The organism is Streptomyces sp. CA-210063, from assembly GCF_024612015.1.
Taxonomy (GTDB): Bacteria; Actinomycetota; Actinomycetes; order Streptomycetales; family Streptomycetaceae; genus Streptomyces.
This window is the reverse complement of sequence record NZ_CP102512.1, coordinates 9,120,376-9,134,584: the sequence shown is the minus strand read 5'-3', so window position 1 is coordinate 9,134,584 and position 14,209 is coordinate 9,120,376. Positions and strand designations below refer to the sequence as shown.

Sequence of the window (14,209 nt, the reverse complement as noted above, 5' to 3'; positions counted from 1 at the left end):
AATGGCGATTCTCATCACATCGCTTGTGCCAGCCATGACAATCGGGCTATGGCGTCGTGGGTGTTCAACGCGTCCCGGAACGGTCTGGCCGATCGACCGCGCATCCCCCCGACCGAGGACGTGAGTGATGACCAGGACTCCACGCGCCCACCGCAGACGCAGACCCCTCATGGTGCTGGCGCTGTTCCTCACCGCGATGGGCATGCTGCTCAGCCCGTCGTCCAGTTCGGCCGCGACCGGCGACTGGTGGCTGCCCACCTCCCGTCCCTCGCCCGACTCCCAGATCAACGTCACCGGCGAGCCGTTCAAGGGGACCGACTCGGCGGGCGACGTGCGCGGGTTCGTGGACGCGCACAACCACCTGTTCTCCAACGAGGCGTTCGGCGGCCGGCTCATCTGCGGCAAGGTGTTCTCGACGTCCGGCATCGCCGACGCGCTCAAGGACTGCCCCGAGCACTACCCCGACGGCAGCCTCGCGCTCTTCGACTACATCACCCACGGCGGCGACGGCAAGCACGACCCGGTCGGCTACCCGACGTTCAAGGACTGGCCGGCCTACGACTCGATGACCCACCAGGCCAACTACTACGCCTGGATCGAGCGCGCCTGGCGCGGCGGCCAGCGCGTGCTGGTCAACGACCTGGTGACCAACGGCATGATCTGCTCGATCTACCCGTTCAAGGACCGCGGTTGCGACGAGATGACGTCGATCCGGCTCCAGGCGAAGCTGACGTACGACCTGCAGGACTACATCGACGCGCAGTACGGCGGTGCCGGCAAGGGCTGGTTCCGGATCGTCCTCGACAGCGCGCAGGCCCGCGACGTCATCGCACAGGGCAAGCTCGCCGTCGTCCTGGGCGTGGAGACCTCCGAGCCGTTCGGCTGCAAGCAGATCCTCGACGTCGCCCAGTGCGGCAAGGAGGACATCGACAAGGGCCTGGACGAGCTGTACGACCTGGGTGTGCGCAGCATGTTCCTGTGCCACAAGTTCGACAACGCGCTCTGCGGTGTCCGCTTCGACGAGCACGGTCTCGGTACGGCGATCAACGTCGGCCAGTTCCTGTCGACCGGCACGTTCTGGCAGACGGAGAAGTGCACGGGCGCGCAGAAGGACAACCCGATCGGTGAGGCGTCCACGGAGGCCGAGGAGGACCTGCCGGAGGGCACCGAGGTGCCGGAGTACGACGAGGACGCGCAGTGCAACGTGCGCGGGCTCACCGATCTCGGCGAGTACGCGGTGCGCGGCATGATGCAGCGCAAGATGATGCTCGAGATCGACCACATGAGCGTCAAGGCCACCGGCGCCGTCCTCGACATCTTCGAGGCCGAGTCCTACCCGGGCGTGCTGTCCTCGCACAGCTGGATGGACCTGAACTGGACCGAGCGCGTCTACTCCCTCGGCGGTTTCGTCGCCCAGTACATGCACGGCTCGGAGGAGTTCAGCGAGGAGGCCGAGCGCACGGACGCCCTGCGGACCAAATACAACGTGGGCTACGGCTACGGCACCGACTTCAACGGCATCGGCGACCACCCCGCCCCGCGCGGCGCCGACACCTCGAACCCGGTGACGTATCCCTTCAAGAGCGTCGACGGCGGCTCCACCATCGCCAAGCAGACCACCGGCTCGCGGACGTGGAACTACAACACCGACGGCGCCGCCCATGTCGGCATGGTCCCGGACTGGATCGAGGACATCCGGCTCGTCGGCGGCCAGGGCGTCGTGGACGACCTCTTCCGGGGCGCCGAGTCCTATCTCGGCACGTGGAGCTCCTCGGAGGACCACCGGGCGGGCGTGAACCTCGCCAAGGGCGTGACGGCGACGGCCAGTTCGTCCGAGTCGAACCCCGTCACCAGCTACCAGCCCGGCCGGGCGGTGGACGGCGACGGCGGCACCCGCTGGGCGAGCGACTGGAGCGACAGCCAGTGGCTGAAACTGGACCTCGGCTCCTCCCGTGTGATCAAGAAGGTCACCCTGGACTGGGAGCGCGCCTACGGCAAGGCGTACCAGGTCGATGTCTCGACCGACGGGTCGACCTGGAAGACTGTGTGGTCCACGACCGCCGGTGACGGCGGACTGGACACGGCCAAGTTCTCCGCCGTGACGGCCAGATATGTTCGGATGCTGGGGACGGACCGCGGCACCGACTGGGGTTACTCCCTCCACGAGGTCGGCGTCTACAGCAGCTGACCGCGGGTACGGGGCACACGGGGGAAGGGAATCCACATGGCACGCTTGCCGTCGGCCGAGCGGCGCAGACAGCTCACCGAGGCGGCGATCCGCGCGATGACCCGGGACGGCGTCCCCAGGACGACGACCCGGTCCATCGCGGCCGAGGCAGGCGTGTCACTGAGCGTCTTCCACTACTGCTTCCACTCGAAGCAGGAGCTGATCGAGTCCGTCATCACCACCATCACCGGCCACTACGTGACGCTGGTACGGGAGGCGATCCGCCCCCGGGAGACGCTCAGGGAGACCGTCCGGGCCGGTTTCCAGGCGTACTGGGACCATGTCTCCGCCCACCCGGGCGAGCACATGCTCACCTACGAGCTGACCCAGTACGCCCTGCGGGAGCCCGGGTTCGAGCATCTGGCGCGACGGCAGTACGAGATGTACTGCGAGACCTATGCCGACCTGATCGAGCAGTTGCGGCAGTCCGTGGGGTTCGAACTGGCCGTTCCCGTCCCCGTCCTGGCCCGCTACCTGGCCGCCATGACGGACGGCCTCACCCTGAACTTCCTGGTCCTGGGTGACGACGCGGCCTGGACGGACATCCTCGACACGATCACCGACCACGTGGCCGGGCTCGTGCGGGAGGAAGTCCGCCCCTGATCCGACGTCAGCGGGCGGAAGCGGCGATCAGCCGGTCCAGCAGGGCGATCAGCACATCGCGGCACGAGGTGCGCTCCCGGGCGTCGAAGAGCAGGACGGGGGTGTTCTCCGGCAGGGCCAGGGACTCGCGGATCACATCCGGCTCGTACGGGTGCTCGCCATGGAAGCCGTTGACGCCGATGACGAACGGGATCTTGCGGCGCTCGAAGAAGTCGATGGCGGCGAAGCTGGACTCGGGGCGGCGCACGTCCACGAGGACCACGGCGCCGAGGGCGCCGATCGCGAGGTCGTTCCACATGAACCAGAACCGCTGCTGCCCGGGCGTCCCGAACAGATACAGCACGAGGTCCTGGCCGATGCTGATCCGGCCGAAGTCGAGGGCCACCGTGGTGGCGTGCTTCTCCGGGATGCCGTCGAGGTCGTCGACACCGAGCCCGGCGGTGGTGAGGGATTCCTCGGTGCGCAGGGGGACGATCTCGCTGACCGACCCGACCATGGTCGTCTTGCCGACACCGAATCCCCCGGCGATGAGGATCTTCACCGTGTCGGGAGCCGAAATCCCCTGGTAGGTGGGGTCAGAGCCGGCCAAGGCCGTCCCTCACTTTCTTCAGCAGGTCCAGGTCGGGGGCGCGGGCGATCAGGCGTGGCTGGCGCACGCCGATCCGGCCCGCCTCCAGCAGGTCGCAGAGCATGATGGCGACCACGCTCACCGGGAGGTCGAGCTTGCTGGCCAGCTCCGCCACCACGATCGGCTTGGCACACAGCTTGAGGATCCGCGCGTGCTCGGGCTGCGGCCGGGTGCCCCCGGTCGGCTGCGGATCCGCCGCCGTCACCATGGTGATGAGGGTGAAGTCGCCACGGGCGGGCCGGGTCCGGCCGCCCGTCAGGGTGAACGGGCGAACCAGCCGGCCCGCCGCGTCGCCTCCGTTCACCTCACTCGCCGCTGTCGGCCGCGACGACACCGGCGCGTGGTGCCGCGCTGAGGTGCTCGCCGATCTTCTTCACCAGCATGTTCATCTGGTACGCCACCACGCCGACGTCCGCGCCCTGCCGGGTGAGCACGGCGAGGTTGGCGCCGGGTCCGGCGTTGGTGAGGATCAGGAAGGCGTTGCCCATCTCGATGAGCAACTGGCGGACGGGGCCGCCGCGGAAGTCCATGCTGACGCCCTTGCTGAGGCTCATCAGGCCCGACGCGGTCGCCGCGAGCCGCTCGGCGTCGTCGCGCAGGAACGCGGTGGATTTGCTGACGACCAGTCCGTCCTCGGAGAGCACGACGGCGTGGTCGACCTCGGCGACCCGGTCCACCAGTCCGGTGAGCAGCTGGTCGAGCTGGCTGTGCGTGGCGGGGATGGGGCGTGTCATCTGTGTGTCCTTCAATGAGCGGTCTGCGTGGGGAGTCGGTGGGACGTCAGGTGCCGGAGGCGGGGATCCGGTCTCCTGGGTCTTGGGATACGGATTCCTCCCCTAGTGGGTACTCGGGTTCCGCGTCGTCGTCACGTGCCTGGAGCGTTCCGCGCTGGAATCCGGCGAGCGAGGAGGCTGCCCGCTCGGCCGTGAAGTCGTCGGCGTCGCCGTCGCCGTCGGGGCAGGGTTCCGCCTCCTCCTTCAGCTCCGCGGCCAGACTGGTCTGCGGAATCCGGCGGGGCAACGGCATCGGGCCGCCTTTCTTCGCGGCCAGGGGCTTCCTCGCGGCGGCCGGCCGTGCCCCGTTCCCGTCCTCGACGGCCTCGGCGGTCCGCCCGCTCGCGACGGGCCGTTCCTCCGGCGTACGGTCCGGGTCCTGCCCTGCGGGCTCCCCCTCGGGTTCGGGCTCGGCCGTGGCGGCGGCGACCCGCGCGGCGACGAGCGAGGCCCGTGCGGGCGGTTCGGCGGCTTCGGTGCCGTCCTCGGCGGGGGCCGGGGCCTCGCGTACCACGATCTCGTGGGGGATCAGCACGATCGCGGTGGTGCCGCCGTACGGCGAGGCGCGCAGGGTGACGCCGATGCCGTGCCGGGTGGCGAGGCGGGCGACGACGAACATGCCGAGCCGGAGGTCGTCGGCGAGCGCCACCACGTCGAACTGCGGGGGCACCGCCAGCTGGGAGTTGAACGCGGCGTAGTCCTCCTCGGACATGCCGAGCCCGCGGTCCTCGACCTCGACGGCGAGGCCCTTGGCGACGATCGCGGCCCGGACGCTCACCGGGCTGGGCGCCGGCGAGTAGGAGGTGGCGTTGTCGATGAGCTCGGCGAGGAGGTGGATGACGTCGGCCACGGCCGGCGGGGCGATCCACACGTCGTCGTCGGCGTGCACCTCGACCCGCTGGTACTCGGCGACCTCGCCGACGGCGCTGCGGAGGATGTCGATCAGCGCGACGGGTTCGGTCCAGCTGCGGCCGGGGCGCTCGCCGCTGATGATGACCAGGTTCTCCTCGTAGCGGCGCAGCTGGCTGGCGGTGGAGTCCAGCTCGTACAGACCCTTGAGGATCTCCGGGTCCTGGTGCTGGCGCTCCAGCTTGTCGAGCTTGGTGAGCTGGAGGTTGACCAGGTTCTGGCTCTGCCGGGCGATGCCGAGGATCACCCGCTGGAAGCCGCGCCGGGTGTCGGCGAGTTCGACGGCGGTGTGCACGGCGGTCCGCTGGGCGGCGTTGAACGCCTTGGCGACCTGGCCGAGTTCGTCGGTGCCGTAGTCCAGGGGGGCCGCGGCGGCGTCCACGTCGACCTTCTCGCCCCGGTCGAGGCGGGCCACGACGTCGGGCAGCCGCTCCTCGGCGAGGCTGAGGGTGGCCGCCTTGAGGCCGGTGAGCCGGCGGGACAGGGAGCGGGTGATGCGCCAGGACATCACGACGCACAGCAGCAGCGCGGCGAGACCGCCGGCGCTCAGCGAGCCGGCCGTGATCAGCAGTGCGCGCGCCTCCTCACCACTGCGCTCCAGCAGCCCCCGGGTCTGCTCCCGGATCAGCTGCTCGTACTGGCGCGACAGCTTCGCCATCGAGGCGTCCCAGCGGGCCTGGGCGTCCGGCAGTTCGGTCTTCCGGGAGTTCCCGGTGCCCGTGGTGTGGGCCGAGAGGACCTGGTCCTCCACGGCCTGCAGCGCCTGCCAGTCCCCGCCCTGGACGATCCGTTCGACCTGGATCTTCACCTCGCCCTCCAGCGAGGACACGAGCTGGTTGTCGACGAGCCAGCGCCGGGCGTTGACCACCTGGGCGAAGCGGTCCCTGGTCGCCTCGTCGAGCTGCCCCTTCGGCCAGTTGAGGGTGAGGAGCGCGTCCTCCTGGGAGACCAGCTCGGCGGCCTGTTCGAGAGTGACGAGCGGGCCGGCCTGCGAGGTGAGGTCGCCGTCGTCGACCTGCGAGAGCTCCTGGAAGGCGTGGATCTGGCCGTCGATGATCTCCGAGTACTGGTCCAGGACCTGCTCGGGGGTGATGTCGGTGGGGTTGTCCACCTGGTCCCGGTAGTACTCGAGGCTGCCGGAGCCGGCCATCACCGAGTACAGCCGGTCACCGATGCGGTCGGGGGCGTCCTCGATCGCGCCCGCGCGTGCGGCGAGCTTCGCGACCGCCGCGTCGGTCTGCTCGCGCTGCTCCTCCAGGGCGGCCATGCTGCTGCCGGGGGCCGCCATGTAGGCGGCCGACAGGGCACGCTCGCGCTGCAGGGCGAGGGTCGCGTCGGTTCCCATGGCGCCGGTGGACTTGCTGAGTCCGGTCTGGGCCCGCAGCCGCAGCCCCTCCGAGAACATCTGGGTCGTCGTCACCGCCCAGCTGACGGTGAGCGTGACGCTGGGGATCAGAGCCAGGAGGATCAGCGAGAGACGTATGGAGCCGAGACGGCGCCGGGCGCCGGTCCGTGGGGGCATCGTCGTCCTTGGGCGGTTGGCGGGGAGCGGAAGGGATCGGGGGGCCTGGCGACAGGGGTCCGCGGGCAGTGGGTGGGCACCTGTCGGTACGGCGCACAGGGGATGCGCAGGGGATGCGCAGGATGTTATCCGCACAAGTGAACGCACGTCGCAGGGGTGGTCGGAAGTTTGGGGTCGCCGTTACACGACCGTTCCGGATGCTTGGGTTCCGTGGTGCGGTCATGCCCGAACGGAAGGTTCCGTTTGTCTGTTCGCGGCGGCGCCGAGGCCGCTGGTCGCGGGGGCCGTGCGCATTGGGTCAACGGGTCCCGTTCGCGGCGAACTTCGCGATTCCTGCGATGTTCTTCTTGGTCACGAACGCCGGGCCGGTGAGCACGGGCTCGACACCGCCGCCGCTGATGTTGCCGTTGGTCCTGTAGAGCCAGAGCCCGTCGATCGCCAGATAGCCCTGGAGGTACGGCTGCTGGTCCACCGCGAACTGGATGTCGCCGCTCCGCACCGCCTTGACCAGGTCCTTGTTGAGGTCGAAGGTGGCGACCTGGGCCTTGCTGCCCGCCTCGTCGACCGAGTCCACGGCGGCGAGCGCGAACTGCGCGCCGAGCGTGACGACCTCGTCGACGGTCGGGTCCTGGCGGAGCTTGGCGGTGATCGCGTCGGTCACCGCGGCCATGTCGGTGCCGTCCACGTAGAGGTTCTCGGTCCGGCCGCCGAAGGTCTTCCGTACGCCGGCGCAACGGGCCTCCACGGCGACGTTGCCGCGCTCGTGGATGACGCAGAGGGCGTGCTCGGCGCCACGGGCGTCGAGTTCGTCGCCGAGCGCGCGGCCGGCGACGCTGTCGTCCTGGCCGAAGAAGCCCAGCAGGCCCTGCGCCTGCCAGGCGTCGATGCCCGAGTTGAGGGCCACCACGGGTATGCCCGCGGCGCGGGCCTCGGCGACCGCGCCCCGCATCGCCCGCGGCTTGGCCAGGGTCACCGCGATGCCGTCGACCTTGTCGGCGATGGCGTCGCGTACGAGCTTCGCCTGTCCGGCGGGGTCGGGGTCGCTGGCGTACGTCAGCTCGATGTCGTCCTTGGCCGCCGCGACCTCCGCGCCCCGGCGGACCAGGTCCCAGAAGGCGTCCCCCTCGGCACTGTGCGTGATCAGTGCGACCTTCGTCCCGCCGCCCGAGGCGCCCGACGTGCCCGTGTCCGAATCGGAGTCCGTTCCGCCGAACACCGAGCAGCCGGCGACGGTCAGACAGACGGCGGCGGCGAGCGCCGTGGCGCGACAGGCGGTGAAGATCCTGTGGGGCGCGGGGGGTCGGTTCATGGGGGTGCGGCACCTCGCTGTGCGACCGGGGCGGGACGTCTGGGGAGGACGAAGTCGCCCTCATCACCGCGATGACGTGCGGCGACTGGCTGACTTTCGCTGGGCGGAGCCAATCGCGTGTGACGCCCGGTAGTCAAGTGAACAACAAAATCGATGTGCTGCTGTGACAGCCCGCTGCTGACCTGCGCACACGTGTCAACGCCCGCCACGGTCCCCGGCCGAGCGACATGGACCGTTCCACTCCGTGCGGGAGGGTCGATTATCAGCCATCCTCGGCCCCGGTGCGAAGTTCCGCGCTCCTGGCCTGAATTGGTTCCGCAAGGGCGGCAACCTCCGCGCCTTTGGCGGCGACTGCTCGGCTGACCGACACTCCCCCGCACGGAACGGAAGCGACACGTGAGCGAGAACAGCGGCAAGGCCCGCCACCGCAGAAGGAAGACCGCACTCGTGGCCGGAGTCCCCCTGACCCTGGCCGCCGCCGGAACCATGGCGTACGGCACGGTCCTCGGCGTGTTCGGCGAGGACGCACAGCCCCAGGCGGCGGCAGCGGCCCCGGCCTGGGCCGCCGAGTCCGCCGACGGCTTCGCGTCCGTCAACGCCCTCGGCCAGAACGGCACCTACGGCGGCCGGGACGGCAGAACGGTCACCGTGAAGACCCTGGCCGACCTGGAGAAGTACGCGACCGCCGCCGAGCCGTACGTCATCGTCGTGGCCGCGACGATCACCATGAACCCGGTGGGCAAGGAGATCAAGGTCGCCTCGGACAAGACGATCGTCGGCTCCGGGACCTCCGGGCACATCGTCGGCGGCGGCTTCTTCCTCGGCTCGGGCGTCCACAACGTGATCATCCGCAACCTGACGATCCGTGACTCCTACCAGGGCACCTGGAACGACAAGGACCACGACTTCGACGCCATCCAGATGGACGGCGCCCACCATGTCTGGATCGACCACAACGACCTGCGGCACATGGCGGACGGCCTCATCGACAGCCGTAAGGACACCACCTACGTCACGGTGTCCTGGAACAAGCTGAGCCAGAACAACAAGACCTTCGGCATCGGCTGGACCACGAACACCACCGCCGACCTGACGATCCACCACAACTGGATCCGCGAGACCGAGCAGCGCAACCCCTCCACGGACAACGTCGCCCACGCGCACCTGTACAACAACTTCCTGGAGGACGTCTCCGGCACGGACATCACCTCCTCGTACGGCAACTACGCGCGCGGCAACACGAAGATGGTCCTGGAGAACAGCTACTTCCAGGGCATGAGGAACCCGGTCACCAAGGACGCGACGGCGGCCCTCGTCCAGCGCGGCAACGTCTTCTCCGGCACCTCCGGCCGCAACGAGAGCGGCGGCACGGCCTTCGACCCGAAGACGTACTACAGCTACACCCTCGACAAGACGGCCGACGTGCCCGCGCTCCTCAAGTCCGGTGCGGGACCGAGGAGTTCGATCGGTACGACGGCCACGACCACCGCCGCCGCGGCCACCACGCTCACCGTCGCCAAGGACGGCAGCGGCCAGTTCACCAGCGTGCAGAAGGCCGTCGACGCCGTGCCCGCGAACAACACCTCGCGGGTGGTGATCTCGGTCGCGCCGGGCACGTACCGGGAGGTCGTCAAGGTCCCGTCCAACAAGCCGCACGTCACCATCCAGGGCTCGGGCGGCAGCCGCAAGGACACGACGATCGTGTACGGCAACGCGGCCGGGATGCAGAAGCCCGACGGCTCCGGCACCTACGGCACCCCGAGCAGCGCGACCGTGTCCATCCAGTCCGACGACTCCCAGGTCCGCAACCTGACCGTCACCAACGACTTCGACGAGGCGGCGAACCAGTCCCTCTCCGGCCACCAGGCCGTCGCGCTGCTGACGCAGGCCGACCGGATCGTCCTCGACGGGATCATCGTCAACGGCGACCAGGACACCCTGGAGCTGGAGACCGCCGCCAAGGACAAGCTCGGCCGGGTCTACCTCACCAACTCCTACGTCACGGGCAACGTCGACTTCATCTTCGGCCGGGCGACGGTCGTCGTCGACAAGTCGGTCATCACCCTGAAGAAGCGCTGGAACGGCACCTCCGCCGGGTACATCACCGCCCCCAGCACGCCCGGTAACCGCAAGGGCATCCTGATCAACCGCTCCACCGTCAACGGTGACGTGTCCGCGGCGAGCTTCTTCCTCGGCCGCAACTGGCACCCCGGCGGCGACACCACCGTCGACCCGCAGACCACCGTCCGCAACAGCACGCTCAGCGCCGCGATCAAGTCCACACCCTGGTCCGACATGGGCGGTTTCTCCTGGAAGGACGACCGCTTCGCCGAGTACAAGAACACCGGCGCGGGCGCGGGCGGCGCGAGCTCCGACCGGCCGCAGCTCACGGACGCGCAGGCCGCGGACCAGGAGGTCGCGGACTGGCTGGGCGGCTGGACACCCGGCACCTGACGCTCCGCGCCGCCTCGGGAACGCCACGTCGGACGCACCGCCCCGATTTTCTGTTATCTCCCCGGGGCCGGTGCGTCTCCTGTTCACAGCCGCCCGCGCGAGCCGACGCGGGCACGACCTGCGACCCGTACCCGAGACCCGAGGACCCCCACGTGACAGCACAGATCAGCCGCCGGAGCACGCTGAAGATCGCCGGTATCGCCGCAGGCGCGGTGGGACTCGGCGTCGGTACGGGCGCGGTGGCGACGCCGGCCGCGGCGGCGGGCGGCGCCTACGCGCACCCCGGTCTGCTCCACACCAGGACGGACCTGGCCCGTATGGCGGCCAAGGTGAAGGCGGGCGCCGAGCCCTACACGGCGGGCTTCGCGAAGCTGACCGCCAACCGGCACGCGCAGAGCGGCTGGCAGGCCAACCCGCAGGCGACCGTGGTCCGGGGCGGCACCGGCCAGAACTACGTGACCCTCTACAACGACGTCCACGCCGCCTACCAGAACGGCCTCCGTCACCACGTCACCGGCGACTCCGCCTACGCCGACACGGCTGTCGCGATCCTCAACGCCTGGTCGGCGAAGCTCACCTCGCTGGCGGGCAACGCCGACCGCTTCCTGGCCGCCGGGCTGTACGGCTACCAGATCGCCAACGCCGCAGAACTCGTCCGCGACCACCCGGACTTCGAGCTCGGCCGCTTGCAGGAGATGCTGAGCGGGGTCTTCGCCGAGGTCAGCGACGACTTCCTGGTCAGGCACAACGGCGCCGTCATCACGAACTACTGGCCCAACTGGGACCTCGCCAACATGGCCTGCGTCCTGGCCACCGGCATCTTCTGCGACGACAAGGCCCAAGTCGCCCGCGCCGTCGACTACTTCAAGAACGGCGAGGGCCTCGGCGCGGTCAAGAAGGCCATCCCCGTCGTGCACGACGACGGCCTCGCCGAGTGGCTGGAGTCCGGCCGCGACCAGGGCCACGCCCTGCTGGGCGTCGGCCTCATGGGCACCTTCTGCGAGATGGCCTGGAACCAGGGCATCGACCTGTACGGCTACGACGACAACCGTTTCCTCAAGGGCGCCCAGTACGTGGCCAAGTGGAGCATGGGCGGCCAGGTCTCCTACACCGCGAACACCCGCGCGAAGGGCGCGATCAACGGCTGGTCCGGCCGGGAGACCGCGTCCCGGGCGGCCGGCGTCGACCCGAACACGATGCGCCCGATCTGGGCCATGATCGCCAACCACTACACCAAGCGCCGGGGCCTCGACGCCTCGTACGTCACCCGTATCGCGGCCAAGGCGGCCCCCGAGGGCGGTGGCGGCGACTACGGCCCCAACAGCGGCGGCTTCGACCAACTGGGCTTCGGCACCCTGGCGTTCACCCGCGACAAGGCCACGCCCGCCGAGGTGGACGCGTCACCGTCGGCGTCCACCGACGCGTCCGGATCGGGGTCCGGCTCGGGGTCCGAAGCCACCTCGAAGAAGGGCACCTCGAAGAAGGGCACCTCGTCCGCCTCTCCGTCCGCCTCCGCGAGCGCCCAGGGCGGCCGGGGCGAGGACCTGGCCGCGACCGGCACCTCCGACTTCCCGGCCTGGACCGCCGCGGGCGGCGTCGCGGCCCTCACGGGCGGCCTGCTCCTGCTGCGCCGCCGCAACCGCGCGGGCGGCCGGCCGGAGAGCTGACCGGTCATCCCCCGGGGCACGCAACGTCCTCGCAACCTCGCGAGGCGTTCACTGCGGCCATGGATGTGGTCCCGCGCGTACAGCTGACCCCCGCGGCCGCCGATCTTCTGCGGCGGCTGCGGGCGGCCCACGGCCCGTTGATGTTCCACCAGTCGGGCGGCTGCTGCGACGGCAGCGCCCCCATGTGCTACCCCGCCGGCGAGTTCCGGACGGGCGACTCGGACGTCCTCCTCGCGGAGCTGGACGTGGACGGGGTCGACGAATCGGTCGGGTTCTGGATGTCCCGCAACCAGTACGAGGTGTGGAGCCACACCCGGCTGATCGTCGACGTCGTACCCGGCCGGGGCAGCGGTTTCTCCCTGGAGGCACCCGAAGGAGTGCGTTTCCTCATCCGTTCCCGCGTCGTCGAGGCGGGGCAACCGCCCGGCCGGTAGTCGTCTGGTGCACTTCCCCTGAGTCCTGGGACGGTTGACGAGACATCAGGGGGCATCGTGACGCGTCGTGGTGGACGGTTCAGAACGGTACTGACGGTTCTCGCGGCGTGGAGTGTGCTGGCCGGCGCGGCCCTCGTGGGGGCGGCACCGGCCAGTGGCGCGCCCGGGGCCGTCGTCGTCGCGCCGGGCATCGAGTACACCGAGTTCGACATCCGGGCGGCCAAGGGTGTGGCGCACGCCCATGTGCTGAGCGTCGATCTGCGCAGCCGTCAGGTGGGCGTCGGGCTGCTGTACCCGGGAAAGGTGGCCGCGCGGGCGACCGTGTCCCGGCTGGCCACCTCGGCGGGCGCCGTGGCAGGGGTCAACGGCGACTTCTTCAACATCACCGAGACCCAGCATCCCGGTGTCGCGGCCACGGGCGCGTCGGTCGGCCCGGCGATCGCCCAGGGGCACGCGCTCAAGGCCGCCGTCCCGAACGGCCAGCGCTTCGGCCCGGCCCTGCCGCCCGGCACGAGCACCAAGGACGTGCTCGGCGTCACGGCCGACGGCACGGCCCGCCTCGACAGCATCGCCCTCGACGGTTCCGTCACCACCGCCGAGGGCGCTCTCCCGCTCGGCGGCCTCAACCAGTACGCCCTGCCGGTCGGTTCCGTCGGGGCGTTCACCGCGGACTGGGGTGAGGTGTCCCGGTTGCGGGCCGTCTGCGGCACGGACACCGACCGGGCGGCGCCGTGCAGCGCCGACACCCACGAGGTGGTGGTCTCGGGAGGCCGTGTGGTCCGCACGGCCGGCACCCCCGGCAGTGGCGCCATCGAGTCCGGCACCACCGTCCTCGTCGGCCGCGAGGCGGGCGCCCAGCGGCTGCGCGCACTCTCCCCGGGCGACCCGGTCGAGGTACGGCACCGCCTCGTCGCGTCGTCGACCAGGACCCCGTACGCCTTCGCGCTCGGCGGCTACCCGGTCCTCCGGGGCGGCCTGCCGCTCCCCGGCCTCGACCGCACGACCTCGGCGGTACGGACGGCCGCCGGCGTCGCCGACGACGGTCACCGTCTTCTGCTGCTCGCCCTGGACGGCGCCGCCGCCTACCGCACCGGGCTCACCATCGCGGAAGTCGCCGACACCATGCGGGGGTTGGGCGCCGTCGACGCCTTCAGCCTGGACGGCGGCGGATCGAGCACCCTGGTCGCCCGCGCCCCGGGCGCGAGCGCCGTCACCGTACGGAACCATCCGACCGACGGCACGGAGCGGGCCGTGCCGAACGGCATCGGCGTCTTCACGAAACCCTGAGCGAGTTCTTCGGCCGCGGGTGGGTGGGGGCTGGTCGCACAGTTCCCCGCGCCCCTTGACGGCCTGGGTCGCGCCCGGGGCTTTCAAGGGGCGCGGGGAACTGCGCGAGCAACCACACACCACCCGCACCCGCCGACACACAGCACGCCCCGAGCTACTAGGCGCCCCCGCCCCCACTCACGGCTTCAGCGTGCTGACGATGTCCGCCGTCGCCGTGAGGCCGTTGTGGATGGTCGGCGCCAGGCTCGTGCTCGCCATGTAGAAGCCGAGCAGCACACAGACGGCGGCGTGCGAGAACTTCAGCGCGCCGTTGCGCAGGAAGATCACCGTCAAAATCACGAGCAGCAGCACCACAGAGATGGAAATGGCCATCGTCAACCTCCTCCGCCACGCCCA

At 70.3% G+C, this 14,209-nt stretch carries 12 protein-coding genes; 6 read left to right on the top strand and 6 right to left on the bottom strand.

The annotated features are described in order from the left end of the window. Window positions 1-127 precede the first annotated feature (127 nt). The gene (locus tag JIX56_RS40005; protein ID WP_257548362.1) at window positions 128-2,188 is read left to right on the top strand and encodes a galactose-binding domain-containing protein; all 2,061 of its coding nucleotides are present in this window, start codon (window positions 128-130) and stop codon (window positions 2,186-2,188) included. A gap of 36 nt (window positions 2,189-2,224) precedes the next feature. Next, the gene (locus tag JIX56_RS40000; protein ID WP_257548360.1) at window positions 2,225-2,830 is read left to right on the top strand and encodes a TetR/AcrR family transcriptional regulator; all 606 of its coding nucleotides are present in this window, start codon (window positions 2,225-2,227) and stop codon (window positions 2,828-2,830) included. 7 nt (window positions 2,831-2,837) lie between these two features. Here JIX56_RS40000 and JIX56_RS39995 read toward each other — a convergent pair whose 3' ends face one another. From JIX56_RS39995 to JIX56_RS39975, 5 genes are all read right to left on the bottom strand, one after another. Beyond that, on the bottom strand, window positions 2,838-3,419 hold the full coding sequence (locus tag JIX56_RS39995) for a GTP-binding protein (RefSeq protein WP_257548358.1): 582 nt from the start codon (window positions 3,417-3,419) through the stop codon (window positions 2,838-2,840). Next, complete coding sequence (locus JIX56_RS39990; protein ID WP_257548356.1) at window positions 3,406-3,762, bottom strand: DUF742 domain-containing protein; 357 nt, start codon at window positions 3,760-3,762, stop codon at window positions 3,406-3,408. The genes JIX56_RS39995 and JIX56_RS39990 overlap by 14 nt, the downstream gene beginning before the upstream one ends. 1 nt (window position 3,763) lies before the next feature. After that, window positions 3,764-4,192, bottom strand: a complete 429-nt coding sequence (locus JIX56_RS39985) for a roadblock/LC7 domain-containing protein (protein WP_020114533.1) — start codon at window positions 4,190-4,192, stop codon at window positions 3,764-3,766. A 46-nt stretch (window positions 4,193-4,238) separates the two neighbouring features. Then, window positions 4,239-6,662: a sensor histidine kinase gene (locus JIX56_RS39980; RefSeq protein ID WP_257548347.1), complete on the bottom strand. Its 2,424-nt coding sequence runs from the start codon at window positions 6,660-6,662 to the stop codon at window positions 4,239-4,241. A gap of 298 nt (window positions 6,663-6,960) precedes the next feature. Next, the gene (locus JIX56_RS39975) at window positions 6,961-7,971 is read right to left on the bottom strand and encodes a substrate-binding domain-containing protein (protein ID WP_257548345.1); all 1,011 of its coding nucleotides are present in this window, start codon (window positions 7,969-7,971) and stop codon (window positions 6,961-6,963) included. A 396-nt stretch (window positions 7,972-8,367) separates the two neighbouring features. On the opposite strand from JIX56_RS39975, the gene JIX56_RS39970 reads away from it, so the two are divergent. From JIX56_RS39970 to JIX56_RS39955, 4 genes are all read left to right on the top strand, one after another. Then, window positions 8,368-10,425: a pectinesterase family protein gene (locus JIX56_RS39970; protein WP_257548343.1), complete on the top strand. Its 2,058-nt coding sequence runs from the start codon at window positions 8,368-8,370 to the stop codon at window positions 10,423-10,425. Between the two features lie 152 nt (window positions 10,426-10,577). Further along, window positions 10,578-12,092, top strand: a complete 1,515-nt coding sequence (locus tag JIX56_RS39965; RefSeq protein WP_257548341.1) for an alginate lyase family protein — start codon at window positions 10,578-10,580, stop codon at window positions 12,090-12,092. A 59-nt stretch (window positions 12,093-12,151) separates the two neighbouring features. Next, window positions 12,152-12,526 carry a DUF779 domain-containing protein gene (locus tag JIX56_RS39960; RefSeq protein ID WP_257548339.1) on the top strand — a complete coding sequence of 125 codons (375 nt, stop codon included), beginning with the start codon at window positions 12,152-12,154 and terminating at the stop codon, window positions 12,524-12,526. A 57-nt stretch (window positions 12,527-12,583) separates the two neighbouring features. After that, window positions 12,584-13,813: a phosphodiester glycosidase family protein gene (locus JIX56_RS39955; protein ID WP_443031946.1), complete on the top strand. Its 1,230-nt coding sequence runs from the start codon at window positions 12,584-12,586 to the stop codon at window positions 13,811-13,813. A gap of 177 nt (window positions 13,814-13,990) precedes the next feature. Here the strand turns inward: JIX56_RS39955 and JIX56_RS39950 are convergent, their stop codons facing one another. Then, complete coding sequence (locus tag JIX56_RS39950; protein WP_257548330.1) at window positions 13,991-14,185, bottom strand: hypothetical protein; 195 nt, start codon at window positions 14,183-14,185, stop codon at window positions 13,991-13,993. Window positions 14,186-14,209 lie beyond the last annotated feature (24 nt).